This is a genomic window from Pleurocapsa minor HA4230-MV1, assembly GCA_019359095.1.
GTDB lineage: Bacteria > Cyanobacteriota > Cyanobacteriia > Cyanobacteriales > Xenococcaceae > Waterburya > Waterburya minor.
This window is the reverse complement of the sequence record JAHHHZ010000020.1, coordinates 90,321-116,718: the sequence shown is the minus strand read 5'-3', so window position 1 is coordinate 116,718 and position 26,398 is coordinate 90,321. Positions and strand designations below refer to the sequence as shown.

The 26,398-nt window shown below is 38.6% G+C and carries 30 protein-coding genes; 18 read left to right on the top strand and 12 right to left on the bottom strand.

What is annotated here, in order from left to right; genetic code table 11:
- Nucleotides 1-23 precede the first annotated feature (23 nt).
- The 3 genes from sodN to KME09_11245 all read left to right on the top strand — a co-directional run bounded on the left by sodN (nt 24) and on the right by KME09_11245 (nt 1,974).
- Nucleotides 24-497 (top strand): superoxide dismutase, Ni, encoded by a 474-nt coding sequence (gene sodN, locus KME09_11255; GenBank protein ID MBW4534502.1) that lies wholly within the window; start codon nt 24-26, stop codon nt 495-497.
- Nucleotides 498-707: 210 nt separating this feature from the next.
- A complete protein-coding gene (rpsD, locus tag KME09_11250; GenBank protein ID MBW4534501.1) occupies nt 708-1,316 on the top strand; it encodes a 30S ribosomal protein S4 in 609 nt (202 codons plus the stop codon).
- 508 nt (nt 1,317-1,824) lie between these two features.
- Complete coding sequence (locus KME09_11245; protein MBW4534500.1) at nt 1,825-1,974, top strand: hypothetical protein; 150 nt, start codon at nt 1,825-1,827, stop codon at nt 1,972-1,974.
- A 200-nt stretch (nt 1,975-2,174) separates the two neighbouring features.
- Here the strand turns inward: KME09_11245 and KME09_11240 are convergent, their stop codons facing one another.
- On the bottom strand, nt 2,175-2,915 hold the full coding sequence (locus tag KME09_11240) for a rhomboid family intramembrane serine protease (protein MBW4534499.1): 741 nt from the start codon (nt 2,913-2,915) through the stop codon (nt 2,175-2,177).
- A gap of 534 nt (nt 2,916-3,449) precedes the next feature.
- On the opposite strand from KME09_11240, the gene KME09_11235 reads away from it, so the two are divergent.
- Both KME09_11235 and KME09_11230 read left to right on the top strand, forming a co-directional pair.
- Nucleotides 3,450-4,088 carry a hypothetical protein gene (locus KME09_11235; protein MBW4534498.1) on the top strand — a complete coding sequence of 213 codons (639 nt, stop codon included), beginning with the start codon at nt 3,450-3,452 and terminating at the stop codon, nt 4,086-4,088.
- 106 nt (nt 4,089-4,194) lie between these two features.
- A complete protein-coding gene (locus KME09_11230; protein ID MBW4534497.1) occupies nt 4,195-5,091 on the top strand; it encodes a LysR family transcriptional regulator in 897 nt (298 codons plus the stop codon).
- 10 nt (nt 5,092-5,101) lie between these two features.
- Here KME09_11230 and KME09_11225 read toward each other — a convergent pair whose 3' ends face one another.
- The 3 genes from KME09_11225 to KME09_11215 form a co-directional block, all read right to left on the bottom strand.
- Entirely contained in the window at nt 5,102-5,689 is a 588-nt protein-coding gene (locus KME09_11225) for a (2Fe-2S) ferredoxin domain-containing protein (protein MBW4534496.1), read from the bottom strand.
- Between the two features lie 204 nt (nt 5,690-5,893).
- Nucleotides 5,894-6,175: a hypothetical protein gene (locus KME09_11220; GenBank protein ID MBW4534495.1), complete on the bottom strand. Its 282-nt coding sequence runs from the start codon at nt 6,173-6,175 to the stop codon at nt 5,894-5,896.
- Between the two features lie 143 nt (nt 6,176-6,318).
- Complete coding sequence (locus tag KME09_11215; GenBank protein MBW4534494.1) at nt 6,319-7,704, bottom strand: DUF1669 domain-containing protein; 1,386 nt, start codon at nt 7,702-7,704, stop codon at nt 6,319-6,321.
- 216 nt (nt 7,705-7,920) lie between these two features.
- On the opposite strand from KME09_11215, the gene KME09_11210 reads away from it, so the two are divergent.
- The 3 genes from KME09_11210 to grxD all read left to right on the top strand — a co-directional run bounded on the left by KME09_11210 (nt 7,921) and on the right by grxD (nt 9,378).
- The gene (locus tag KME09_11210) at nt 7,921-8,583 is read left to right on the top strand and encodes a hypothetical protein (GenBank protein ID MBW4534493.1); all 663 of its coding nucleotides are present in this window, start codon (nt 7,921-7,923) and stop codon (nt 8,581-8,583) included.
- A 149-nt stretch (nt 8,584-8,732) separates the two neighbouring features.
- Nucleotides 8,733-8,984, top strand: coding sequence for a BolA/IbaG family iron-sulfur metabolism protein (locus KME09_11205; GenBank protein MBW4534492.1), 252 nt, complete (start codon nt 8,733-8,735; stop codon nt 8,982-8,984).
- A 70-nt stretch (nt 8,985-9,054) separates the two neighbouring features.
- Entirely contained in the window at nt 9,055-9,378 is a 324-nt protein-coding gene (gene grxD / locus KME09_11200) for a Grx4 family monothiol glutaredoxin (GenBank protein ID MBW4534491.1), read from the top strand.
- Between the two features lie 118 nt (nt 9,379-9,496).
- Here the strand turns inward: grxD and KME09_11195 are convergent, their stop codons facing one another.
- Nucleotides 9,497-9,760, bottom strand: a complete 264-nt coding sequence (locus KME09_11195) for a hypothetical protein (GenBank protein ID MBW4534490.1) — start codon at nt 9,758-9,760, stop codon at nt 9,497-9,499.
- A 334-nt stretch (nt 9,761-10,094) separates the two neighbouring features.
- Here KME09_11195 and KME09_11190 point away from each other — a divergent pair, with 334 nt between their 5' ends.
- Entirely contained in the window at nt 10,095-10,865 is a 771-nt protein-coding gene (locus KME09_11190; GenBank protein ID MBW4534489.1) for a response regulator transcription factor, read from the top strand.
- A gap of 14 nt (nt 10,866-10,879) precedes the next feature.
- Here the strand turns inward: KME09_11190 and KME09_11185 are convergent, their stop codons facing one another.
- Nucleotides 10,880-11,638, bottom strand: a complete 759-nt coding sequence (locus tag KME09_11185) for an ATP-binding cassette domain-containing protein (GenBank protein MBW4534488.1) — start codon at nt 11,636-11,638, stop codon at nt 10,880-10,882.
- A gap of 220 nt (nt 11,639-11,858) precedes the next feature.
- Between KME09_11185 and KME09_11180 the strand changes: the two genes are divergently transcribed.
- Nucleotides 11,859-12,671 (top strand): hypothetical protein, encoded by an 813-nt coding sequence (locus KME09_11180; protein ID MBW4534487.1) that lies wholly within the window; start codon nt 11,859-11,861, stop codon nt 12,669-12,671.
- A gap of 118 nt (nt 12,672-12,789) precedes the next feature.
- A complete protein-coding gene (locus tag KME09_11175) occupies nt 12,790-13,149 on the top strand; it encodes a DUF1815 family protein (protein MBW4534486.1) in 360 nt (119 codons plus the stop codon).
- A gap of 121 nt (nt 13,150-13,270) precedes the next feature.
- Here the strand turns inward: KME09_11175 and KME09_11170 are convergent, their stop codons facing one another.
- Nucleotides 13,271-14,248: an ABC transporter ATP-binding protein gene (locus KME09_11170; protein MBW4534485.1), complete on the bottom strand. Its 978-nt coding sequence runs from the start codon at nt 14,246-14,248 to the stop codon at nt 13,271-13,273.
- Between the two features lie 187 nt (nt 14,249-14,435).
- Here KME09_11170 and KME09_11165 point away from each other — a divergent pair, with 187 nt between their 5' ends.
- The 4 genes from KME09_11165 (at nt 14,436) to yidD (ending at nt 19,722) form a co-directional block, all read left to right on the top strand.
- Complete coding sequence (locus KME09_11165; GenBank protein MBW4534484.1) at nt 14,436-15,536, top strand: glycosyltransferase family 4 protein; 1,101 nt, start codon at nt 14,436-14,438, stop codon at nt 15,534-15,536.
- Between the two features lie 34 nt (nt 15,537-15,570).
- Nucleotides 15,571-16,701 carry a DegT/DnrJ/EryC1/StrS family aminotransferase gene (locus KME09_11160; GenBank protein MBW4534483.1) on the top strand — a complete coding sequence of 377 codons (1,131 nt, stop codon included), beginning with the start codon at nt 15,571-15,573 and terminating at the stop codon, nt 16,699-16,701.
- Nucleotides 16,702-16,846: 145 nt separating this feature from the next.
- Entirely contained in the window at nt 16,847-19,447 is a 2,601-nt protein-coding gene (locus KME09_11155) for a polysaccharide biosynthesis tyrosine autokinase (GenBank protein MBW4534482.1), read from the top strand.
- Nucleotides 19,448-19,482: 35 nt separating this feature from the next.
- The gene (gene yidD, locus KME09_11150) at nt 19,483-19,722 is read left to right on the top strand and encodes a membrane protein insertion efficiency factor YidD (protein MBW4534481.1); all 240 of its coding nucleotides are present in this window, start codon (nt 19,483-19,485) and stop codon (nt 19,720-19,722) included.
- Between the two features lie 63 nt (nt 19,723-19,785).
- On the opposite strand, the gene KME09_11145 is transcribed toward yidD, so the two are convergent.
- Together KME09_11145 and KME09_11140 are read right to left on the bottom strand one after the other, a co-directional pair.
- A complete protein-coding gene (locus KME09_11145; protein ID MBW4534480.1) occupies nt 19,786-20,238 on the bottom strand; it encodes a YsnF/AvaK domain-containing protein in 453 nt (150 codons plus the stop codon).
- An 85-nt stretch (nt 20,239-20,323) separates the two neighbouring features.
- Nucleotides 20,324-21,211 (bottom strand): DUF2382 domain-containing protein, encoded by an 888-nt coding sequence (locus KME09_11140; GenBank protein MBW4534479.1) that lies wholly within the window; start codon nt 21,209-21,211, stop codon nt 20,324-20,326.
- 300 nt (nt 21,212-21,511) lie between these two features.
- Between KME09_11140 and KME09_11135 the strand changes: the two genes are divergently transcribed.
- On the top strand, nt 21,512-21,712 hold the full coding sequence (locus KME09_11135; GenBank protein MBW4534478.1) for a hypothetical protein: 201 nt from the start codon (nt 21,512-21,514) through the stop codon (nt 21,710-21,712).
- 235 nt (nt 21,713-21,947) lie between these two features.
- Here KME09_11135 and KME09_11130 read toward each other — a convergent pair whose 3' ends face one another.
- Together KME09_11130 and KME09_11125 are read right to left on the bottom strand one after the other, a co-directional pair.
- Complete coding sequence (locus KME09_11130; GenBank protein ID MBW4534477.1) at nt 21,948-22,430, bottom strand: WGxxGxxG-CTERM domain-containing protein; 483 nt, start codon at nt 22,428-22,430, stop codon at nt 21,948-21,950.
- Nucleotides 22,431-22,753: 323 nt separating this feature from the next.
- Nucleotides 22,754-23,041, bottom strand: coding sequence for a hypothetical protein (locus KME09_11125; GenBank protein MBW4534476.1), 288 nt, complete (start codon nt 23,039-23,041; stop codon nt 22,754-22,756).
- Between the two features lie 219 nt (nt 23,042-23,260).
- On the opposite strand from KME09_11125, the gene KME09_11120 reads away from it, so the two are divergent.
- Nucleotides 23,261-23,893 (top strand): histidine phosphatase family protein, encoded by a 633-nt coding sequence (locus tag KME09_11120; protein ID MBW4534475.1) that lies wholly within the window; start codon nt 23,261-23,263, stop codon nt 23,891-23,893.
- A gap of 148 nt (nt 23,894-24,041) precedes the next feature.
- Here KME09_11120 and KME09_11115 read toward each other — a convergent pair whose 3' ends face one another.
- Nucleotides 24,042-25,346, bottom strand: a complete 1,305-nt coding sequence (locus KME09_11115; GenBank protein ID MBW4534474.1) for an ammonium transporter — start codon at nt 25,344-25,346, stop codon at nt 24,042-24,044.
- 794 nt (nt 25,347-26,140) lie between these two features.
- Between KME09_11115 and KME09_11110 the strand changes: the two genes are divergently transcribed.
- Nucleotides 26,141-26,290, top strand: coding sequence for an isochorismate synthase (locus KME09_11110; GenBank protein MBW4534473.1), 150 nt, complete (start codon nt 26,141-26,143; stop codon nt 26,288-26,290).
- The last annotated feature ends 108 nt before the right edge of the window (nt 26,291-26,398 follow it).

Here is a 26,398-nt window from a genome sequence, read left to right as displayed (position 1 = left end):
GAAACCGAACACCACAAATTATGATGTTGAAACAAGTCATTTACCAAATTAAAAATTTCTTTCCTGCACCTGAAGTTCACGCCCATTGCGATGGCCCTTGCGGTGTCTATGATCCATCTTCCGCACGTGTTACAGCAGAAGCTGTTGTTTCCATGACTAAAAAAATCATGGATCTTGAAGCTCCTACTTCTGGAGATAAAGCAGCAAATATTGCCTATCAAAATACTCTTTCTCGCTATATTGCCATTAAAGAAGAACAGGCTCAAAAAACTAAAGAAGATTTATTAATTCTTTGGACAGACTATTTTAAGCCAGTGCATCTGGAGAAATATCCCGATCTCCACGATACCTTCTGGAAAGCCGCTAAACTTTGTTCTGCTTGTAAAGTAGAAGTTAGTGCTGAACATGCTAATGAGCTTATGGATGCAGTTCAGAAAATTCATAATATTTTCTGGGAAACTAAAGGACGTGACGTTAGCTTCGTCAAAGCGAGCTAATTTTCATAATTAAAGCTGTAAACAAACTTTTGTAAAAGTGAGTTGGTTGTATCTGACTCACTTTTTTAGCTAGTAATTTTTGCCAAATGAAAGTTAACTCACTAATTGGCTTTGATTACAACTTAATTTTTTAGCTTAAATCTCCAAACTCATGTATAATTATATATTTGGAGATATTTCATCAACTGTAAACTAGAGAGGAAATAATATATGTCTCGCTATAGAGGTCCGCGTCTGCGGGTCGTTCGTCGTTTAGGGGATTTACCTGGGCTAACTAGAAAAAGCGCTCGTAAAGCTTATCCACCTGGACAACATGGTCAAAGCCGTCGCAAACGCTCTGAATATGCGATTCGTTTGGAAGAAAAGCAAAAATTACGCTTCAATTATGGCGTTACCGAAAAACAGCTAGTGCGTTATGTCCGTAAAGCTCGTCGAGTAGCTGGTTCGACAGGACAAACCCTCCTAGAGTTATTAGAAATGCGCTTGGATAACACCATTTTTCGTTTAGGAATGGCTGGTACTATTCCCGCAGCACGTCAGTTAGTGAACCACGGACACATTACAGTAAACGATCGCGTAGTAGATGTTGCTAGCTATCAGTGTCGTCCTGGAGATTCGATCAAAGTGAGAAATCGCGATCGCTCTCGTAAGCTAATTGAAACCAATATGGAATATCCTGGGTTAGCTAATTTGCCTAGTCACTTAGAATTCGATAAGGCTGCTTTATCTGGCAAGGTAAACGGTGTCATTGAACGAGAATGGGTAGCTCTACAAGTAAATGAACTACTCGTAGTTGAGTACTATTCAAGAATGGCTTAGAACACCATACATTGAACAATTGTTAGTTAAATAACTGGCGCTACGCAAAGAAGAGTTAGCAATTACGATTATGTAGGGAAATAGGGCAATAAGGAGCATGAAATTAACGTATCACTGATTCCCCAAACCCCTAATTCCCCGACGCGAAGGACGCGAGCTTGCGAGCTAATCCTTGTATCTTGAAATTAGGATCTAAAATCCTGATAGTTTAGAGAAAGTAGTAGATCGTCTAATCCTTGGTCGTTCAAAATCGTCCTAAAGCTTGGTCGCTACTAATTCTCTCTCCAAAGCGTAAACTCAACAGCTTCAATAGCCTCAACGGGGGAAACCCCCGCGACGTGAAGGACGCGAGCTTGCGAGCTAATCCTTTAGGGCTAGTCCTTTAGGGCAACGGCTTTTCGCTCAAACAATCGCCTGGGTAAACCAAACCCGTATTTTAGCAAGGAAGAGTCAAAGATTGAGGAGAAAAAATAGCTCAAATTATAATTATTTTGATTCAAGAAAAGTAATGAGCAAGCAACAATGGGTAGGAATAGATGTTTGTCAGAAATATCTTGACGTTTATGTCCGTCCAGCAGGAAAGCTATCTCAAGTCACTAATAATGAAGTAGGCATCATCAAACTAGTCCAGACTCTAAACAAGAGATTGTCATTGTGATGACTGATTAACTTGACTGAATTGTTAAAGCAACGCGATCGCCTTTAAAAACAAATTAAACTTGACATTCAAGACAATCGCTTTAGGGCCAGTCGTTTAGGGCGCGAGACTTACAATTAAAATATTGAGTGCAACCTCATGAAGAAATGGTATAAGACAGCGCTTTAAGAAGTAGCTATGGGCGAAACCTGTATTCGCCCCTACGATTCATTGAAAGATCTAGTGGAAACAATACTCTTTTCCTCTGAACTATGAGAAAACAAACCCAATATAGGGCCTAATACAGCTCCTGCAATAAATCCACCTGCGTGCGCCCAATAGGCAACTCCACCGCTTTCCATCCCTACACTGGCGGTAACTTCAAAAGAGGCAATCCCGTTTAAAGCTTGTTCGACAAACCAGAAGCCTAAAAAATACACCGCAGGTATTCTAAATAAAGGAAAAAAGAATCCCAAAGGAATAACTGTAACAATTTTGGCTTGCGGGAACTTAAGAATATATGCTCCCATCACACCAGCGATCGCTCCACTAGCACCTAAAGAAGGTACGCTAGACATAGAGGAAAAAAACCATTGAGCCATTACTGCCAAGATCCCACAAGACAAGTAAAAGAACAAAAATTTAGCTCTACCTAACTGCTCTTCGACATTGTTACCAAAGATATACAGAAAAAGCATGTTGAAGCCAACGTGAGTAAATCCTGCGTGCAAAAATTGCGAAGTGATCGGCGTAACTGCTTCAGGAATACCCTGATGAAGATCGACGCCACTTAAACTCGCGGTTAACTCCTGGGGAACAACGGCGAATAAATGAAAGAAAAGCTCTAATTGATTGGAGTTAAGGGTAAGTTCATAAACAAAAACCAGGATATTAGCTGCAATTAAAATATAGGTAACATAAGGAGTTATTTTAACTGGGTTTTCGTCTCTTAAAGGAACCATGTTTAGAGGAAAAAAGAGTGATGGATCGACAGCGCAACTGGAACACCTAAAGATTTGCTTCTTTAGATTGTTTAGATTACTTTATGAGAACATTATTACTTGAAAGTTCATCAAATCAATCTGCCTTTAGAGCCTTTTTAAAATACAAATCAAGGTATACAATCATCACCGCTAATGTCAGGAACTATAGTTTACTATCTGACTTCAGTATGTATAACAAAAAGATGTCTGTTTAATTTATTACGGGTAAGACTGTTGCTAGAATCATAAAAGTAATAATGCCTAGAGCTAAATTGCGATAGATTCGCTTTTCTGGTCTACATCTTTGGTATTTGATTAAATACTTCATGGCGATAGATAGGATTAAATATAATTTTCTCCTTTATAACAAATTAAACTTACTCAAAAGCGTATAATCTTCACATGCTGCTCACAATAATCGGCGAGCAATTGCCTTAACAAGCTGTAATAATCGGTTGTTTTACTATTGCTGAGTAGATTGAAAGTCAAAGGATTTTGAGAATCAAAAAACCAATGCTAGATAACTATAAATCAATACCTTTCCTAGCTGGCATCTGCATTTTATTCATAACTCCCTTGAGTCTTGGCGCATTTGTCTATTCCTCTTTTCGTGCTGATTCAACTGACCAATCAACCAATTCAGCAGAGGACTCTACGGCAAAAAAGGACTCTTTGGGAGGATTGTCCACAGAGAGTAATATTAAGGCTGCACCATTACCCTTATCTGAATCTGGTAGTGGAGGAAGTAACAGTGATTCCACCACAGGTATTCCGACAGGAAAGTATTCTAATCCACCTACTACAATCGAAACTGGTAGAGAAGGACTAATCCCCCAGACAAGTCAGAATCCAATCGATAATTTTGAATCAAGCGTCGATCGCAATCGCGCAATCCAGCAGACAATGAACGATTCAATCAATGACTCAATGGATCCTTCAATTCCCGACTATAACGCTCCTGCTTCGAGCAATAATTATAATGACACTCAAGAAAACAGCTTGATCGAACCTTTAGAAGATGACAGTTTGCTCGAAGCACCTACAAGTACTTCTGAAACCGATCCTCTTGCTCCTGTTACTGAACCTTTGTCTCCGTCGTCTCCATCCTCTTTATCTTCGCCATCGTCTTCGTCTTCCCTATCTCAACCATAAAACTTGTCTGGTTTTCATGTCACCGTATTGAAATAAATTGCCTAAAGATTAAGAGATTGCCACGTATATCATTAAACTAAAGAACAACTGGTGAAAATCTCGTCTCATGAAACTTTCTCAGATTAGATCATTTGTCGCCGTGGCAAGGTGCGGTAAGTTTAGTCAGGCAGCAATTGAATTAGATCTTACCCAGCCTACTGTAAGTCATGCGATCGCTACTTTAGAAGCTGATTTAGGGGTGCAATTATTGTTTCGAGGCAAAAAAGGGGTAAATTTAACACCTGCTGGGGAGAGCGTCTTAGTCCACTGCGATCGCGTATTACAATCGATTGAAAATATTCAGCAGGAAGCTAACCGCTGTAAAAGCTTAGCTGGGGGAAAAGTGAGAATTTCTGCTTTTCGTGGCGCAGCAGCGCAGTTACTACCCAAAATTAAAGCCGAATTTCAATTTAAACATCCTCAAATTGAAATCAAGATTATCGAAGAAAAAGACTGTCCTCAAGTCGAGCAAATGGTTTATGAAGGGCAAGCCGATCTTGGCTTGACGATTTTACCCACTTCTAAGGATTTAGCCACAATTGAAGTGCTGCGGGATAACTATATTGTTCTGTTACCACCTAATTTCAAATTAGATGCACAGTCAGACGGACAGCAAATTAGCTGGACACAACTAGTTTCAATACCGATTATTTCCTATCCTCATCAAAATAGTTGTTTTAAACAGATCAAACATTATTTTGAATCGGCAGGGTATCAATTTAATCCTGCTGAACAAGTTCGCGAAAGTGATACGATTGTTAGCCTAGTTGCCACAGGTTCGGGTGCAGCTATTCTGCCCCAACTGTCGGTATTTTATCTTCCCGCAGGAGTTACTATCTGCCAGTTGCCCATACCTCTACAGCGTATTGTGGTGGCAGCAACTCCCAAAGATGTCGATCTTTCTCATGCCGTTTGGGCATTTACCGATTTTCTCCAGCAGCAATCAGCACGGTTAAATCAATGATCAGTAATTACTAATCAGCAATCAAATGTTTTTCTACCATCTTGGCTACCTGCTTGGGTTTAACTTGGTTGTAACGAGCTTTATCAGGCATCATTACTAACGCTGGAGCTTTCTTGCACTGCTTAAGACAGCCTGTTTTCTGAATGGGAATTTCTTTAGTTAAACCGCGATCGCTTAATATAGATTCTATTTCGGCACAAACTTTTTGACCGCCTTTTTTCCAGCAGTTAGATTTTTGACAAATCAGCACTTTTGCCTTGGACTTAATTTTGCTATCAAATAAAGGCAATAGGGATACTGTTTTGGTCTTAACTTTGGGCAGTGTGGCCAATGCCTCTGGCGCAACAATCGCTATTCTTTTAGCTTTATATTTGGTTTTGCCCGTTTCAGGATCTTGTTTTACTTTCCCTTCGACTTCCAATTGACATTCAGCAGATAAACCAGCAAGTTGTTTGCTTAACTGCTTAGAAACTTTGATCCAGTATTTACCCTGCTCTGTTTCTAGTTTGAGATATTTGATTTTCTTTTGCTTATAAGCAATTTTACTCAGCTTGCCCTTAAAATTAAAGCTGGTGACCATACTGTTAATGTTACTCATTTGTATTCTTGAGAGTAATCTTTATTATTAGCTAAAATTGCGCATATTTCTCTAGATAATGCTCAAAGTTTCAAAGAAGTTGGTAATTCATCTACCAAGCTACAATTTTAGTGATTTAAATTTATTGATTAGTGAGCAACTTACACTCTGCTTTAACGTTGATTTGCTCTAATTACTTTTTGTCTATCTTGCAAGGCGATCGCACTACATGTAATGATCGTAGTTCATACTCCAGCAATCATTTAACCAATCCACTAACTGATGACGCTGCGCAGTGGATTGTCTCATTACGCTCCATACTTGTGCCAAAGTTGTCGGGCTATCCAAGTTTACCAGTAGAGGTTCATTAGTCGAACATTGACAATCTATTTCTAATGCTTGCAATCGCCTAAACACCTCCCAACGATGAGCCCATTTTACGGCTATTACTTTTCTTGTTTGCTGACTTGTTAAAGAATTGGGTTTTTCTGAATTGCGATCGCTCATCTTGGATTTTGCTAAATATTTGAGGGTTAAATTAACTTGCTTATTGAAAATAAAAATCAATAATTGTCTTTGAAAAGATTATACACGCTAATTGATAATAAGTCTCAATAAAATTTGATCGATTTGCTACATATCCCAAGATCTCAACTACCGCATTTTTGTTGCTGTTGCTCAAGCTTGCTGTTGAGCTTGGTCGATAATCCCAGAAAAGCTGAAGTGTAGAGCCGTTGCAACTCTTGAACAAAATGCTGAGCTAGTTTGGAGTTGGTAATGATAATTACTGCCTCATCATTTTGATAGTTAGCCGCCTCTGACCAATTTTGTGAGCCAGAAATTATAGTTTTGTCATCTATAACTGCAACTTTATGATGGAGTTTGTCTCCAGAACTGACTAGTGCAGTTCCAACTGTATCCAAGTGATTGAGCCAAGGATTATTATTTGCTTCAGGTTGACAATTTAAATAGAGACTAACTCCTAACATATCTAACATTTCGCTGTAATAACGATAGGCAAAACCAGGATCGAATATTCCTTTAATTTCCACCCCTTGCTCGTGTTTCTCTTGTAGAATATCGGCCAATTCTTGTTCACTAAAGACAAATAGAGCCAAGTCAATTGATTTTGTGGCGCTGTCAATTGTTTCACCAATTAAACCATTAGTACTAAAACTCCAGTTTTGCTGTTGAGAAGTGGGAGAAAACTGGATGGTAATTTGAGTATTTTGCCAGTTAAAAGATTGTGGCGATCGCCAAGATTTAGCTACACCAAACCTACTCTCAATTCCCGCATTAGAATTACCCCACATATAGTTAAATTCTTCACTAAATAAATTAGCTACTTGAGTATTATTAATCCGTAAAAGATGATTAACATTACCTTGAGTTTCTGGATTATTAAAATCGCCATGTATATCACTAAGAGTATAGTTAGTCGAGCCAGCAATTACTTTTTTCTGGTCAATCACCATAAACTTATGATGCATTAAACCACTCCCTTTTGACCCATCAGCAGTATCATCAATTACCTTGACTCCTGCCTGTTTAAGAATGGTTAAAGCATCTTGTTGAGCCACTTCAGCAGAACTTAATTCATGGTCTTGATTAAGATCGACTAATTGTAAAAGCTGTTCGTATTTTTGCCGATTATGCTGATTTAATTGGCTAATTTCAGTAGAACTCAATTCCGTAAAAGACTGACTATTATCATTATCTAAAACTACTCTCACTTCAACTCCATCACGGTGCTTTTCAGCTAAAGCTTGAGCAATTAAAGGCAAGTTTAACTCATAAACAGCAAGCTCAATTGAAGACTGTGCGGTGGCAATTTCCTCAATAATTATTGCTTCTAAATTATCTCCTGAACGCTCAATTTGGCGATAGGGATCGATATATGTTTGTGACTGGGTTGCTCGATGGTTAAAGTAAGCTTGAATAAATTCATCTTGAGGTAGATTATTTGCTCTGTCAGTATCTTTTGCGCAAGAGGCAAGCAACAAACAGCAATAAAATAGCCTAGTTAGGCGATGCATATACAATTATCAGCGTACTGCCATTAAATAAACTGCTCCAGCATAAGGCAAGTAACTCAGAATCAACTACTCTTTTACCAAGAAAACCATCTCTTTTAATAGGTCTGACACTAAGCTGTTGGGGTGATAAGATACCTGAAGTCTAAATTCAAATCTAATTTCGCTTTCTCGCATAGTGAAACAGAGTCAAAGTAGATAACTGATATCAAAACTAATATGTCAAAGCAGAATATTATCCGCCACAGTACGCATTATTTATTATTTTTGCTCCTGTTAATCGGATTACCTGGAAAGCTACAGGCGCAGTCAGCAGTGGATTCTTCAAAAACCGAAGCGCAAAGCAAACCAGATACTCCCTCCAGTCAGCCAGCCAGTATCTTGAGTATCGAAGGTGGAAAAAAACTCATGATGGAGGCAGATCAGGCAATTGAGGCTCAACAATATGATCTAGCCGTCGAAAAGCTACAGAATGCGCGACAGGTCTATAACCAGCTATCTAACTTCTATCTCCAGCTATTCAATAGCTTTACAGGATTAGATAATGCTGCGGCTGAAGCTCACCGTAAAAAAGCCTTAGACACTAGCCTAGAAAGAGATCGAGCGACCTACCAATTAGCTTTAGTCCATCGCTCACAAAATAAACCAGAGCTTTCTGTTCCCCTACTGATTCAAATCATTACTTCTCAAAGTCCTGGTGTCGGCTTGGGTAGAAAGGCATATGAACAATTACTAGAAATTGGTTTTGTTGATACTCCCTATACTGCTCCCCAACCAGGTGCAGTTACCTCTCCTCCACCCCAAACACCGCCAAGTCCTGATAGTCCACCAGAAGGTCAAGCTCCATCTCCCGAAGCTGCACCCATAGCTCCTACTCCTTAATTTGTTTCATAACCAATCGGGATTCTACCTACAAGACTTAGGTGTTTTTGCTTAGAATAAATGTAAAATAGTTAGTCTAATTACTTAACTACTCTGAGCAAAAGTCATAACTTCACATCGATTAACTCCATCAAACCAACCACAAAATTATGATTAGTCCAGAACAAGTACAAATTATGATTCAAGAGAGGCTAAGCAATGCCGAAGTCAAAGTTGTTGGCGATGGACAGCATTTTGAAGCCATTATTATTTCTCCAGATTTTGCGGGTAAAACCAGAGTTAAACAGCATCAAATCGTATATGGAGCATTGCAATCAGAGCTGGCATCAGAGACTATCCATGCTTTATCGCTGAAAACTTACACTCCTGAAGCTTGGCAAGCTAATGGTCAAACCGTATAGGGTATTCATGGGACTAATCCCGACGAATCTTGGTTAGCGTAAACAATCAAAAAATAGATAATTAAAGATTATGACACCAGAAGTAAAAGCAAAAATAGAACAGTTGCTCAATCAAAACAAAATTATGGTCTTCATGAAGGGATCAAAATTAATGCCTCAGTGTGGTTTTTCCAACAATGTCGTGCAGATCCTCAATACCCTAGGTGTTCCTTATGAAACCGTAGATATTTTAGCCGATCCTGAAATCAGACAAGGAATTAAGGAATATTCCAACTGGCCCACAATTCCCCAAATATATATTAATGGAGAATTTGTTGGTGGTTCAGATATTGCGATCGAACTATATCAAAATGGAGAATTACAGCAAATGGTAGAAGTTGCTTTAGCTTCTTAAACAGCTTTTTGATTGAACTTAAAATTAACCACAGACGACTAACTAGATCTAGATTTAGTCGTCTTTTTTGCTCAAAGCTAAAATTTCCTGATTAATTTAATTTGACGTAATCTATTAATTAATAATAGTCAGTGTCAACTTCCATTTGAGTTTGGGGATTAGCTAATTCAAAATTTGAAGGGTCACGCAAAAAACTGAGTGCCTGCTCTTCAAGACGATGAATAAGATATTGTTCGACAAAATTACTGTTACGCAAACAGGAAATATAGCCGTCTAAATACAGCCTAATCTCTTCAAAGCTGTAGCGTCTACGCCATAGATCGACCATGCCGTCAGTAATTTTTTGATAGTGTCTAATTGTTTGTGCATCTTGGAGAATCATAAATCTAATTAGGCTATCCTGCCCAGAATGTCAGTCGAAATTGAACTGTTGTTAAGTTTTTTGTCTTTTTATATTTTACCGTGTTGGGTTTTAACAATCACACTTTTGGGAAAAATCAGTCTTTTGAATTAAGCCAAATCTATTAGCAGGTTCAATAATTAACTGACGTTACGCATTCCTCACGGCTACATATTACTAAGTACGTAAAAAATTCTTGGAAATGCAAAAGCAAACTGTCAGTGTTACTGCATCGTAACCTTTGCTACAAAATATCGTCAAAGCCTCTGTTAGCCTTATCTTTATAAGAATTTTCCTAAGCTTAAATGAGGCAAAAGTGGTTTCAGGACATATTTTGATAGTTGAAAGTAATCCTCACTTGCGCTCACTACTAGGTTGGCATCTGCAACAAGCAGGTTATACAGTTAGCCAATCTGCTAGTCTGCAACAAGGTCGGGATGCTTGTAATCGACATCAACCAACATTAGTTATTCTCGACTCAGATTTACCCGATGGGGATGGATTAGAGTTGTCTCATTGGCTTTATCAACAGCAAGATTCTTTAATTCTGTTGCTTTCGGCTCGCAGTGGAGAACAAGATGTTGTTAAAGGCTTAAAAACTGGCGCTGATGATTATTTGACCAAGCCATTTGGGATGCAAGAATTTTTGGCACGAGTTGAGGCTTTGATTCGCAGAAGACGCTCTGCTGGGATCGCTCCTTTGTCGATGGAATGTAAAGATCTTAAGATCGATCTAGCACAGCGGCGAGTGCAGTTAAAAGGCAGCTTTATTGAATTAACCCCACAGGAGTTTAGCCTCTTGTATGTTTTAGCTCAGGCGGAAGGAAACCCTTTAAGTCGCTCAGAGTTGTTGCAGCGAGCTTGGCCAGAAGCGATCGATAATCCCCGCACAGTAGACACTCATGTTTTATCTTTACGTAAAAAAATTGAGCTGAATCCAAGGGAGCCTAAAATAATTCAAACAGTACGTAATATTGGTTATCGTTTTAATCCTGAATTAGTGGAAGCAGATAATAGTTTTTTAGCCGCCGTTAATTTACCAGTAGGTCATCAATCTCATTTAAGCTCTGTATCCCATCTTGTTTAGAATCTTACCCAATCTTAAAGCCAATCTTGTGTTTCTTCTGACCGTAGCTGAAATATCTTTTGACTGACTTTTTGCCAGTTAGCTGTTGTTGCAGGTAGATCTGCTAACAGATTTCCCTGATTAAGCAGCAAAAGTCGATCGCCAAAATTTTGAATTAGCTCTAGTTGATGGTTAACCATGATAATGGTGAGGTTTTGCTCTCGATTTAACTTTTCTAATACTTTCAATAAGTAGGTTGCTGTTTCTACATCTAAAGCTGATGTTGGTTCATCTAATAAAATTACTTGAGGCTTCATGATTAAAGCGCGAGCGATCGCCACTAGCTGTCTTTGCCCTAAAGATAGCTGTAATTCGGTTTTCATCAGCCATTCTGCGGGAATACGCAGTAAATCAAGCCAAGTATCGATTTGAGCGCGGATTTCTGACTCTGATAACTGTTGTAACTGGAGAGGATAAGCTAAAGCATCGATTACCTTCATCCCTAATAACTTTGGTTCTTGAGGTGCTAGAATTAATCGGCGACGCAATTCTACTGGGGTGTATTCCTCAACTGCCAGTTCGGCAAAATAAATTTTTCCCTGGCTAGGAGAAACCAAACCGTTTAATAGTCTGAGTAGGGACGTTTTACCCGATCCTGATGCCCCAACAATATCGACAATTTCTCCAGGTTGAACCTCAAAAGAAATGTCTCGCAACAGCAAATCAGCACCTATAGTAGCTTGAAGAGTAACTTGCTCTAGACGCAATACAGGAATTGAATTGCGATCGCTCATACATTATTTAAATTAAATAGGGAGTGCATTACAATCCAGCATAGTCTAAATCTTAAGTTAGAATTTAGCTGAGTAATCCTAATTTTAGGTTGTTTTATGCTGTAATGTAAGTTCCTTGCCAAGCTGGCAACCTCTCTGGTTGGGATGTATAAACAAGGAAGATTAACTTGTGTTCCCCCATTCCCTGTAACTTAAACATCATTGCTAGAGGAGTAATATTTTGAAGCTGAAAAAACTGGCAAATTGGTTTTCCGACGAAGATCCTGACAAAAATAAGCTCGAACAGCCACCCCAGCAGACAGATGTTAAATCAGATGCTAAATGGGCAAAAATGCAGTCAACAATCGAGAAACTAAATCAGGAGCTACAAAAATCTCACAAAGAACTAGCTCAAACTAAAGCGCAGCTACAAATTAACCAGGGTTTTCAAATTGAGTTGGGAGAAACTCAGCTTAAACTGCAAAAAACGGTAGCTGAATTACAACGCTACAAACAAGAGCTTTTTGAACAACAAAAGCAGTTGAGCAACCTTCAGGCGCAGTATCAAAAAACTCAGCAAACTTTGGCACAAATAGCAGAACAACACAATTGGCTGAGTTTGCTCAAAACTCCAGTTCAAGTTATCGAGATCAAAAAGACTTTACCAAAACAAGAGTTTGAAACTTTGTGGGGTTTTGGGATTATGAGTCCTACTGTTGAAGAGATCGTTACCACAGGAGCAATTCTGGTTCGGGGTTGGGTATTGGGCAAAAAAGCTCAGGCTAAAACTGTAAAAGTTCTTTATCAAGGAGAAACCTTACTAGAAACGATCGTTGACCTGCGTCGTCCTATAATTGCACAGCAGTATCCTGATATTCTCACGGCTGGGCAAAGTGGTTTTGAGTTTTCTTTAGCTGTCACAGGAATAACCACCGAAACTGAATTAAATCTTGAAGCCTGCTTAAAAGATGAAACTATTGTCTCTTTGTGTAATTTTGTTTTAAAACCTCAAACAATTGAATCAAAAGACACACAAAGTTCTATTCTAGATTAGTTAAACTAGTCTAGAGAAGATGCACAAGAATGTGATGGTGCTTTGGCAAATCTTAAGAAAAAATTAAAAAAAGCACTTGAGCGTTTACAATAAAATTTAAGGTGTTCGGAGGAACAAAGTGTTCACAAGACTAGCGCAACAACATCGCCAATTTGTCCAAGATTTAGTAATGACTCTTCAGGCATTAGCGATCGTTTTGGAAAATAAAGGTTATTTAGCATCTTGCTATACCTGTGGCGGTGAAATGAACAGTGCTTCGTTTATGGTTAGCTTAGGAGACGGTCATCTAATTCGTTTTTTAGTCTCAGATTATGGTATCACCTGGACTGAAATGAGAGACGATCGCGAGTTAATGAAATTAGAAGGAGCAGAAGCAATAAATCAGCTACAGGATTTGGCAGACTTGATTAAACATCAATTTCAACCATCGGTATCTGCCGCTTCCAAATCAGGTTTTGATTCCCTACAATCCATTTAGCTGTCCATTTAGCTGTGACTTTGGTGATTTAATGAGCAACATTGCCATAGAGAATACCCAGGCTATATAGTTAGTCTGGGTATTTTAGCGCTTCAATATGTTCAATATTTTACTCATTACCTCAACGGCTGAATTCGATCCCTCTTTCACGCAATTGCTGCATAAAAAATTCTTCTAAAGAAGGTCTGGCTAATTGAATACTGACTAGTCGAGCATCACTATCATTAAGTTGAGCAATAAACTGATTCGGTTCTACTTTGAGTTGACCATGCCAGTAATGATTTTCTTGAGTCAGATTAGTCATCCAGGGAGCTAAAGTTTCTGAGGTTGCGCCGATCACTGTTGCCTGATAAGCATTACCCGTACCCAATAATTCATCTAGTGAACCCTGACAAATTAATTCTCCCAAGGCCAAAAAAGCAATGCGATCGCAAATTTGTTCAATATCAGATAGGATGTGGGAATTAAAAAAAATCGTTTTACCCTGCTGCTTGAGAGATAAGACAATTTCTTTCATCCGATAACGTCCCATTGGGTCAAGTCCTGACATCGGCTCATCCAAAAAAACAATTTCAGGATCGTTAATTAATGACTGTGCCATTCCCACACGCTGGAGCATCCCTTTAGAATACTGCTTAAGTTTCTTATTACGGGCGGTAGACTGAGCTAATCCAACTAAATCTAGCAATTCAGTAATGCGCTGGCGTTGTTTACTTTTAGGTATTTGGAACAATCCTGCAATAAACTCCAGAAACTCCCAAGCAGTCAAAAAATCATAGAGATAAGCATTTTCAGGTAAATAGCCAATTTTTTGCTTGACCTGGCGATCGCCAATTGGCTGCCCAAAAATAACTGCCTTCCCTGTAGTTGGACGGGTAATACCCAGTAAAGTTTTAAGCAAAGTAGTCTTACCTGCTCCATTGGGGCCTAATAAACCAAAAGTTTCGCCTTGATAAATACTTAAGGAACAGCTTTTGAGAGACTCAATTTTTTGGTTCATCCAGAAGCCAGTACGATAGGTTTTGCTTAAGTTCCAGGTTTGCACTACTGGTAGGGAATCACTAGGAGAATAAGAGGATGACAAATCAGCAGAATGCATAAATAACGTTTGCCTATGCTATGAAAGTATAATTTCCTCCTATCATTCCCGTTTAATCGTTTTTTGTTCAACTCATCATCATGTTTCTCGAATACTTCACCAAAAAATTATGAAATAAATCGTTGAATTCACTTATGGTAAATATAGTTTATACAACTCAATTTTTAGATTCCTATTTTATCAAATCATGAATGTTCTTTTTATCATCACTCGTTCAGATGCTATTGGTGGCGCACAAGTGCATGTTAAAGATCTGACGGTGGCTTTGCAAGAAGATGGTCACAAGGTTTTGGTTTTAACGGGAAAATCAGGTATTTATAACGAAAATTTACAGCAAGCAGGTATCGAGTCCGTAGCTTGTGACTCTTTGAAAAGAGCAGTTAACCCCATCCTGGATGGCAAAAGTCTGAGATACATCTTATATATAATTAATCAATTTAAGCCAGATTTGATTGCCTCTCATTCAAGTAAAGCAGGAATTTTAGGTCGTTTAGCTAGTCAAATTACCAAAGTCCCTAGTGTGTTTACGGCTCATGGCTGGTCTTTTACGACAGGGATTCCCGAACCTAATCGGACAATTTATCTCTGGCTGGAAAAGTTAACAGCATCTTTGGCGGACAAAATAATTTGTGTTTCCGAATACGATCGCCAAATAGGCTTGAAAGCAGGAATAAGTTCGGACAAACTGTTAACGATTCAAAATGGGATGAAAGATGTTGCAGGTGAGCTAAAGGCGAATCCAGCTCAAATACCAATTAAGGTGGCTATGGTAGCCCGTTTTGACCGACAAAAAGATCAGGCGACGCTGATTGAAGCTTTTAAAGATCTCAATGCGCAGCTAGTGTTGATTGGAGATGGGCCTAGCTTAGACAAGACCAAAGAGAGAGTAGAGCAGCTAGGAATGAGCGATCGAGTATCGTTTCTCGGTTTTCGCCAGGACATTGCAGAAATATTAGCGCAAGTCCAAATTTATGCTTTGATATCCAATTGGGAAGGTTTACCCTGTACCATCATTGAAGCCATGCGAGCAGGTTTACCAGTAGTAGCCTCAGATGTTGGTGGTGTCAGTGAAATTGTGCTTGATGGACAAACAGGTTATCTAGTTTCCCCTGGAGATGTCCAGACTTTACGTCAAAGGCTCAGTTATCTAATTAGTAATGAGCAAGCCAGAATTAGCATGGGTATTATGGGTCGACAAAAATATGAGTCACAACTGACGTTTCGACATATGTACGAAAAAACATTGTCAACTTATGAGGAGGCGATCGCTCAAAAATCTGAACTATAAAATTTATCCATAAATTTATTCGTCTTACAAATTAGTGAAACAACCGATTCTTCTATCAACTCCCCATATTGGGGAGCAAGAGCTAAAGTTTGTCCAAGAAGCTTTCGATACCAATTGGATTGCTCCTGTCGGGCCTCATATTGACGCTTTTGAGCAGGAGTTCTCTCAGGTAGTGGGCGCAAAATATTCTGCTGCCTTATCATCGGGTACGGCTGCTTTGCATCTAGCGTTAAAGCTAGCGGGAGTGTCGGCAGGGGATGAAGTTTTTTGTTCTACCTTCACTTTTATTGCCAGCGTTAGTCCAATTACTTATTTGGGAGCAAAACCTGTCTTTATTGATAGCGATCGCACTTCCTGGAATATGGATCCCGACTTACTAGCAACTACTTTGGCTCAAAAAGATAGAATCGGCAAACTACCGAAAGCTGTAGTGCTAGTCCATCTCTATGGTCAAAGTGCTGACATCGAGCCAATTCTCCAAGAATGCGATCGCTATGGCATTCCCTTAATCGAAGATGCTGCTGAAGCTTTGGGCGCAACTTATAAAAATACTTCTCCTGGTACTTGGGGTCGTGCAGGCATTTTTTCTTTCAACGGTAATAAAATTATTACTACCTCTGGTGGTGGCATGTTAGTTTCTGGCGATCGCGAGCTAATTAGTCAGGCGAAGTTTTTGGCTACCCAAGCTAGAGACCCCCAACCTCATTACGAACATACTGAGATTGGCTTTAACTATCGACTAAGTAATGTCTCGGCAGGAATCGGTCGAGGGCAGCTAATGGTGCTAAAAGAGAGAGTCGCTGCTCGTCGTCGTAATTTTGCCTTCTATCAAGAGACATTGGGTGATTTACCAGGAATTGAGTTTATGCCTGAAGCAGATTTTGGCACTTCTACTCGCTGGTTAAGTTGCTTGACTTTTGATCCTGATGTTGGCGGAATAGATCGCGAACAAGTTCGTCTCAAGCTCCTAGAGCAACAAATTGAAAGTAGACCTGTTTGGAAACCAATGCATTTACAGCCAGTATTTAGCAATTGTGAATGTGCCAATAATGGAATAGCAGAAGATTTATTTCACAAAGGCTTGTGTTTACCCTCTGGTTCTAATCTTACAGACGAAGATTTACAACAAGTAACCAATCAAATTAAAAAACTATACAGCAAATGACTTTATTTGAGCTATATATTCAACGAAACTTTATTATTTAAATTTTAGTTTTCCGCTACTATAGCATAATCAGATTTTTGTCTATAATTTACCTTAAATTTCTTAAATTAATTCCCACTAACGTCATCAAATATAACAATTGATTATGAACTCTTCACCAGCTTCTTTAGGAACTGATCAATATTGGCAAATAATTAAGAGACGTTGGCTTCCTGGTTCGATGGTTTTCCTAACAGTGCTTACTTTAGGAGTTATTGTTAATACTCTTAAACAAAGCGTTTATCAAGCAGATGCCAAATTAAAGTTTAAAGGTAATACCGTTAGTTCATCTCTAACTGAAGTTAGCAGGGCAATCGGTGAATTAACGCCAATTGTCGCTCAGGGAAACCCTCTTGATACTGAAGCAGAGGTATTGCGTTCTGTCCCTCTAATTGAGAAAACGATCAATGATCCAGAATTGCAGTTAAAAAACAGTGACGGAGAAAAATTAAGCGTTGATGAATTCTTAACGAATTTAAAAGTCGGTTCAATTGTGGCGACTGATATCTTGGAAGTCAGCTATGCAAGCAAAAATCCAGAAGAAGCAGCGAAGGTAGTCAATATTCTCATCAAAAACTATCTAGACAATAATTTAGTCGTTAATCAGGCTGAAGCAGTATCAGCTAAAGAGTTTCTTGAGGGACAGTTGCCCAAAGTACAAGCTTCTTTGAAAAAAACGGAAACAGAAATACGTCAATTAAAAGAATCTAACGAATTTATTGCTCCAGACGAAGATACTAGGGCATTGATTGAGGGCCTGCGAGAACTTCAAGCAGAAATATCTAAAGCCCAAGGAGAGATGGCAAGTGCTAATTCTCGAGCCAACTATATTAGAAATAAACTAGGTTTGACAGCCGAGCAGGCGGTAGTCTTAACGACAGTCAGTCAGGCACCTGAAGTAAGAGAAACCATAGCCAAGCTACAAAGTGCAGAATCTGAATTAGCAGTTGTCCAAGCTCGGTTTACCCCCAATAGCCCTAACGTAGTTGAGCTACAGGAGCAGGTCGGCTCTTTAAAAAAATTATTGGGACAGCAGACTATTTCAATTGGCGGCGAAAATGCAAAAGGCATTATCGACAAGATCAAAACTGGAGAAATTCAGCAGCAGCTTACTAACGAATTGATTAATCTCGAAGCCAGTAACTTTGGTCTGAAAAAACAGATTGCCAGTTTGACGGAAATTGAACAAACTCGTCGCAGTACAATGAAACGAGTACCCGAGTTAGAACAAAAACTACGGCAATTAAATAGAGAGCTAGATTCCTTTGAGTCCACATACAAAGTTTTATGGCAGCAGCTTCAGACAGTTAGAATCGCCGAAAGCCAAGACCCTGGTAATGTTAGGGTAATCTCTAATGCTGTTGTACCCACTGAACCAGTTTCTTCTCGTGCAGTGGGTTATCTAGCTTCTGGTTCATTAGCACTTTTGGCAGCAGCAGGAGTAATTTATCTGCTTGAAATTAGCGATAAATCGATCAAAACCATTGATGAAGCAAAGCAGCTTTATGGTTATGCTTGGTTGGGAACAATTCCCAGAACAGACAAAAGCAGAGTATTAAGCTTACCAGGATCTAAACAAAATGCTGCGGTTCCTAAAATAGTGGCTCGTGACTATCCTTCACTACCTCTAAGTGAATCCTATCGAATGTTGCAGTCTAATATTAAGTTTTTGAACTCTGGTCGTTCGGTCAATAGCATTGTCATTACTAGCTCTACGGCTCAAGAAGGTAAGTCAACTGTGGCTGCTAATCTAGCTGCATCTATGGCTCAGATCGGTAACAAGGTTTTATTGGTAGATGCCGATCTACATCATCCAATGCAGCACCATATTTGGAATAGGCACAACGATCGCGGCTTAAGTAATGTTGTTGCCGAGCAGTTAGATCCCAGAATGACCATAGAAGAGGTGATGCCAAATCTTGACTTGATTACTTCTGGAACAATGATTCCTTCTTCAGCTACTCTACTTGATTCCTCAAGAATGAGAATGCTAATCGACTACTGGTCTGAATCATACGACTATGTAATTATTGATACACCTGCTTTAGATTTAACTGCCGATGCGCCAATTATGGGTCGCATAGTTGATGGTGTTTTGCTGGTTGTTAAGCCAGGTTCTGTAGATCGCCCACAAGCTACATTTACGAAAGAAATTCTCGATCAGTCTGGGCTTAATATGTTAGGAATTGTCTTCAACGGGGTGGCTTCTCAATTTGATTCTCGTTCCTATTCTCTACCACCTATTCCAGAGCCAAGAAGTGTTCAGCCTTTGAGCAAGCTGCCAGCGAATTATGAGCAAGGTGAACTGTGGGATACAATTTCTATTTTGGCAAAAGAAGCTAAAAAAGGTTGTCTAGGCAGTAACCTAGATGATGCTGAATTAAGAGAAGCTCCTTTAGACAAGTTAGAGGAAATGGTATTCCATCTACAGCAAGATCTATCTGATTTGACTAGATTAGTCAAAGAGCAGGAAGATGAATTATCTGCACAACGTCACAAAGTCAAGAAGCTTCAGCGTCAGGCTAATATTGCCAGCGAGAATGAACTATTACAGATTGAGAATCAGTTGAATCAAGAGCAGGAAAGAAAAAACATGCTAGATGAAACTTTAATAGGTCAAAGACGCAATCTAGAAAAACGTCGTGAAATACTTCATCAATATCAGCAGGTACTCAAAAGTAGAAAAAATCCGCTTTTTATAATTTAAGTTCTCTGTTTATTTATTACTGATCGCCAGAAAACGTGAAAATTATTTTGCTAGGTATAATTCAAGCTTATCGTCGGTTCATTTCTCCTTTTTTTCCTCCCACTTGCCGATTTCAACCTACTTGTTCCCAATATGCGGCGGAAGCGATCGCCAGCTATGGTACGATTCAAGGTAGTTGGTTGGCGATCAAGCGGATTTTACGTTGTCACCCTTTTCATCCAGGTGGCTACGATCCTGTTCCTTGTAAGAATAAAGATCTTAAAGGCTCTGAATAATATCAGGTTCGATGCAATAGTTAACGATAAAATTGCTTTAATTACCTTTTAAAAAATAGACAATTATTGATAGCGATCGCAAATATGCTTAAGCTCTGATACGGTTTTACTATCAGAACAATTAGTAACTATTTCTAAACGTATTTTAATATTAGCTGTGGATGAAAGCTGTCTAATATCTGTTAGTAATTCTTGAGCAGTTGATGGTGAAAGAAACTGACTAGTATTAAGACAAAGACTATCATTATTATTTAGCTCGTTGTACTTAAAACCACTAACTCCTTCCTCAGCAACAACTACTTCAGTTAATTTTTGGGGATTCTCTCCAATTCTTTCAACGATTAATTTTTCTCGTCTGAGGGGTATGTTAATCATTCGTGTCTCAACTTGCTTACGAATGACTACTTCTCCAGCTTTCTCTTTACGGCGAGTAACCTTTAACCTTTCTTCTAATAGAGATATTTGATAGAATTCTGCTGGATTTATCTCGGAGCGTTTATCGTTACTTAAAGTCATATTATTAATATTATGTCGATTGTAAATAAACACAGGTAGAATAAGCTACCCTACCTGTATTAATTAACCTTTACACTGGAAGTATTTAAACTTGAGGATCTCGATTGATGACTGTATCACCATCGTTTTCGATTTCTAGTTCTTCACGACGGATTGTTTCTCTAGCAGTTACAGTCTCTTGTTCTACTTCTTTGTGTACATTGACTTCTTCACGTACAAAAGCCTGCTTTTCAATATCAGCAGTTTCTTCATAAACTTCGATGCGAGCTACTTCGGTGTCACTAAAGGTAGCTTCACCAGGGCTAACTGCTCTACCGCTAGTAGGAGTAGTGCGCTCAATCACGACTCTTTCTCTTTCCACAGGCACGGATACATTAGCAGTTTCTGTTTCAACTCTTTTGCCAACTTTGACGGTGCCAGCTAAGAAACGTTCTTTATTGGCTACTAAACGCTCTTCATACAGCTTGAGGCTTTTACGATCATCTGTGTCCATTTCATTATGAGCGTAAAGACTCGGTTCACGATCATGACTGTAGGTATCACGATTATAGGCGCTACTATCGTAACCTGTTGCTGCATTTTCGTTGAGATAAGCAGGGTTGTCCTTGTCGTATTCGACGCCTCGATAGACTGTTCTGACTCTTTCTTCGTAGTCGTAGTCGATTGTCATATTATCGTCATATTGTGGCAGACTTTCCACCTGTTCTTTGGTCAAGTCTTTGGCATAGATTCTTTCTTGGGCATAATCAATGCTAGCTCTACCTACGGGTAGCAAAACTTTTTTTCCAAAAACCCAAAAACCAGTGTCAATAACTAAATAACGAAACTTTCCTGATTCATCGACAATAATGTCATAAACTGAACCAATTTTATCGTTAGTGTGGTCATAAACAGAGAAACTTTTAATATCTTCACCGCCAAAAATATCTTCTTTATAATTGGGATATAAGTCTGCGATTTTAGCTAAAGCCATAGATATACTCCTATGTTTAATTTATTTACTGAATTCATGTTAGTAATTAGTCAATATTTTTCCATCTAACCTATGAAATAGATAAAAACAATAGTTAATATGTCTTAAGATATAAATCAATAAATATTTGTATTGACAATCTTTAAATATTTAGTGTTTTTCTAATAGATAGAGTTTTATTTTGACCGTAAATCCTCTTTCTATATCTTTAGATAGGTTTGCTCGACCATATTATTATCAATAATTACTAATAGTATTAAAAAGAAAAGGAACTTAAAAAACATGGACAATATGGACAATATGGACAACACACCTAAGCAAGAAGAAGAGAAGGAAGAAACAACTCCTATGGGAGATGGTGGAAAGCAAACTACCATCGAGCCTGGTCTACGCAAAACTGGGCAAGGTTCAAATCAGGACACGCGTTCTGGCGCGACACCTGAAGCTCCTGGAGGCAACAAAGTTCCTGGTAACCCAAATCAAGGTACTGAAGCTCGTTAAATAAACATAATTTTTTGATATTTTCACAGTGGTTAGGAATTACTTTAAGTAACTAACTACTGTTTTTACATGCTTATTAGTTTTCTAGAAAAAATAGCCAAAAAAACCTAAGGGCGAACAAAAGTTCGCCCTTGAAAAATAGTTAAGCTATTAGTAAGCTAATTAAAACGATTTAATATATAACTCAAGTTGTAGATTGAGCTATATATTATTAACCCAATCTACAATCAGTGATTTATAATGCAGTGGTACGGTTAACTTCGTTATGGTCTAGAGGATCTAAATCGCGATGTACTACTTCAGTTCTTCTATTTTTCCCAGCTAAACCAAATAGACCTAAAAGACCTAAAAGACCTAGCCAACCCCAGTTAGATTCTTCCTCAATTGCATTAGTAGCTTGGTTGACATTTTCTTCTGCATCAGCGGCAGTCTCATTTACATTTTCTTCAACTTGGTTATAGTTGCGTTCAACCGCTTGTCCAGCATTATTTAGGTCTTCTTCAACAGCTTCTCCTGTATTTTCTAGACCTTGTTTAGCGGCTTCTCCTGTATTTTCTACACTATTGCCGAGAGCTTTTCCTGCCTCCTGCAAATTTTCACCAGCTTGGTTAAGATTCGTGTCTACAGTTTGCTCTTTTTCCTGACTTAATACTTGACCAGTAGGTAAAGCAATTGTCAGAGCAAGAATAGTAGCAGCAGTTAATTTAGATAAATTCATAAAAACTCCTGTTTAGATTTGCTTTAAGTTTAAAATTATAAGATTTAGATTTGATGAATGTTTTTTATTAATTGTCGTAAAACATTCACCTGTACAATATTATTGCGTTGCTTTTTTCTCGACATCTCTCTAATGATATATGGTTTGTAAAAGAGAATCTTACAACACTATAATCAAGCTAGTTTAAATTAATTGGACGATGAATTCCTGCTCGCAATTATGGCAAAAAGACATATTTGGCACAGGAAAACATCTAAGAGCTTAATACAATTAAAATTTAATTAAAGCTCTTGGTAGCTAATTAAACTAGCATTAAGCGTTAATTACCATTTGCGATCGCCATCTTCATCAACTCTAGCTTGGCGAATAACATCAGAAATTTCGTCTGCATCTTTAACATGGTGTAATGCTTTTTCTTCCCCATCTTCTTCTACAGTAAAGTAAGTAGGAACTTTTACGTGACCAGCAATGTCCCAGCTATCTACTGCAACTTGCTCTTTTTTCTCTTCTAAAGATTTGGAATCATCAACGATATCGCCTTTATTAGCAGTGCGAAATCCTTCTTCGCTATTACTTTCGCGATATACTCTTTCATGTTCTTGATTACTCATGATTATCTTTAGTTATTTTGTTAAAGTGTAATTTACATTGAACTAAATTATTGACTAACTTTAATCCAGCTATTGATATAAATTACAATCCAACTAAAGACAGATTGGCTTTATTACTTAATCACAAATAAATAATACTTGTGATCGAAGTAAGATAAAGAGGAAAACCCAAAACAAAGGGTTGTCAACCTGTGAGGAAAACTATCAAAACTATCATTAATGACTCTCAATCTATTTTTTTTAAGACATGGTGAAACCGTTGCTAGTAAGACAGATGACTTCTGTGGAACTACCGATATAGAGTTGACCGCAACAGGAGTAATTATGGCAAAAGACTTCGCTGTTACTTATTCTAATCTGCACTGGACAGCGATTTTTTCTAGTCCGATGATTCGTACTATAGCTACAGCTCAACCTTTGTGCGATCGAATAGGGCTAAAAATGCAGCTAAGGGATGGCTTAAAAGAAATAAACTTTGGTCAATGGGAAGGTAAAACCCCCGCCCAAGTTAACCAGCAAGATCACGACAAATATGTGCGTTGGCAATCCGAACCTGGTTGGAATTCTCCCCCTGATGGCGAAAGAGCGATTGATATTGCTCGGCGTAGTTCTGAAGTCATTGAAGAAATTGAGAAGACTTATCAATCTGGTAATGTGCTAATTGTTTCTCACAAAGCCACTATTAGGATCATGTTGTGTTCTCTGCTAGGCATAGATGTAGGACGGTATCGCGATCGCATAGACATGCCTGTTGCTGCTCTGAGTATAGTCGAATTTTGCGCACAAGGGCCAAAACTGAAAAAGTTGAGCGATCGCTCTCATCTCAAGCATCGATCATCAAGGAAAAACTAATTTAAAATATCGAACTAAAAAATTGACTCAAGCATCGCCAAGATCTCTAATACTTTGATTAAAAACGACTAGGGTTATCTTGAGTCTAAATTTTAAAAATATTCTTGAAAAATATTTGTTGCCAATTTTGACATTATCGATCGGAAACTTAAGAAGCAATAGTTTTTGAATCAGTAGGCATACCAGAATTGTATTCAAATTCTTGTCCGTAAGCATCTTCTCCATGTTCAGGTACATCTAATCCCTGCTGCTCTATATCTTGTTTTACCCTCAAAGGCATAATCAACGACAAGAGTTTCAAAATCACAAAAGTGCCAACAGCAGCAAAGACATAGGTAGCAACAACTGATTGAAACTGAATCCAGACTAACCCTGGATTGCCAAACAGCAAACCATCGTTACCCGCTGCATTTACCTGCTTAGTAGCAAAGACACCAGTTAAGATTGCTCCCACTGTGCCACCGAATCCGTGAATCGGAAACGTATCTAAAGAGTCATCGAATTTTAATTTAATTCTGAGACTAACTGCGAAAAAGCAACAAACTGAGGTAATTGAACCGATTAATATTGCTCCAATTGGCAGAACAAAGCCTGCTGCTGGAGTAATGCCGACTAATCCAGCCAAAAAGCCACTAGCAATACCAATTGCAGTTGCTTTCTTTTGCAGTATCCATTCAACGATTAACCAAGTTAAACCAGCGGCAGAAGCTGAGATGAAAGTGTTTACCAAAGCAGTGGTTGCTAAAGAACCTGAACCCAAGGCACTGCCACCATTAAAGCCAAACCAACCAAACCAAAGCAACCCTATTCCCAATAAGACATAGGGAACATTATGTGGCGCATAAGGCTGTGTGGTAAAACTACGACGAGGCCCAATCATATAGGCAGCAACAACAGCAGACACTCCAGAACTAATATGAACTACTGTCCCTCCTGCAAAATCAAGCGCTCCCATGGCACCAATCCAGCCTTTTCCCCATACCCAATGAGCCAGTGGTGAGTAAAGAAAAGTTGACCAAAGTAATAAAAACCAAAAATAGGCTTTAAAGCTAATTCTTTCGACGATCGCTCCAGAAATTAAGGCGGGAGTGATGATGGCAAAAGTCAACTGGTACGCCATAAACAGTTGATGAGGAATAGTCGGCGCATAGCCAATGGGATCGGGTTCTGTAGCCGTCACTCCATTAAGAAAGAACCAATCAATTCCACCAATAAAAGCTTGTATTCCTTGACCAAAAGGCTGAGCATCAGTAATAGTGACATCAAAAGCGAGACTATAGCCAAATAAACACCAAGTGACGCCGATTAGCGCCATGGAAACAAAGCTCATCATCATAGTGTTGAGAACATTGCGAGAACGAACTAAGCCACCATAAAAAAACGCTAATCCTGGAGTCATTAGTAAAACTAACCCCGTAGCCATAAGCATCCAAGCTGTATCGCCTAAATCAATTGGGTTAGTAGATTCTTGTGCTAAAGCAGGAGGCATGACTAAAGCAAACAAAATAGCATTTGCAATAATCACTATGTAAATCGATTTTTTTTTGAGCATATTTTTTAGCCAAAATAAAGTCATTTGTCTGGAAAACAACATAATATTCGCTGATCTGTCACTTATATAGCTTTTAGCTTCCCGTCTTTTGTATATTTCAATACTGAATTTTTGAAGGACATGTTTTATGTGCAACTTATGTTTTAAGCAACTGATGAATATATACAAAATTAGGATTAAGTTGAACCTGGATTGCTTAAGAGGATATCTGAAAAGTCTAATTGCTCCGTTTCCAGTGGGTAGATCCCCCTAAATCCATGCCACTTGCTCTACTTGGGGAGACCCCAAGACCGCAGTGGCTCCCCTTGTTAAGGGGGACTTTGATTCCGATTCCCCCCTTGTTAAAGCGGGCTAGGGGGGATCTGCTAGGGTCTAAGCATAACCGAATTGAGTTCTCAGACATCCTCTAAGCCAAATAATTTTGCACAGCCTGCAAATTATAACAACACCAATACTCCAGAGATTTATGGTGGTAATCAATAGGTAAATAAAGTAAATCTTTGGTCATCCTCACAAAATCTTCAAATTTTATCAATACTCTTAAACCAAAGAACTAAATTCTTGCTCAATTTCACGATGGATAGCTTAACCGTAATGTTCCACGAGCAGAAAAAATTTAAAGACTATCCCATTTGACAAGTTGGCAGTTCAACCAAGACATCCGAGCTAAATAATAAATTAAAAAGGTAAAAGATATGAAGATTTTTACATGGATGCAAAGCACAGTTCAATATCTTTGGGATGGAGTTTCAAGACTTTTTAAACCTACAGACGATGACTATCCAAAAACTGGAGTGCAGCCATTTAGTGGAGAACCTGGCGATGACTCCCAGAAATATTCTTGATAGTTAAACAGTAAAAATTAATCTTCCCAAGACAAGCTAGTAGAGACAAAAAAATGTTCTACTGGCTTTTTAATTGATGCTACTACACTTTTTAAATCTTAATTAAAC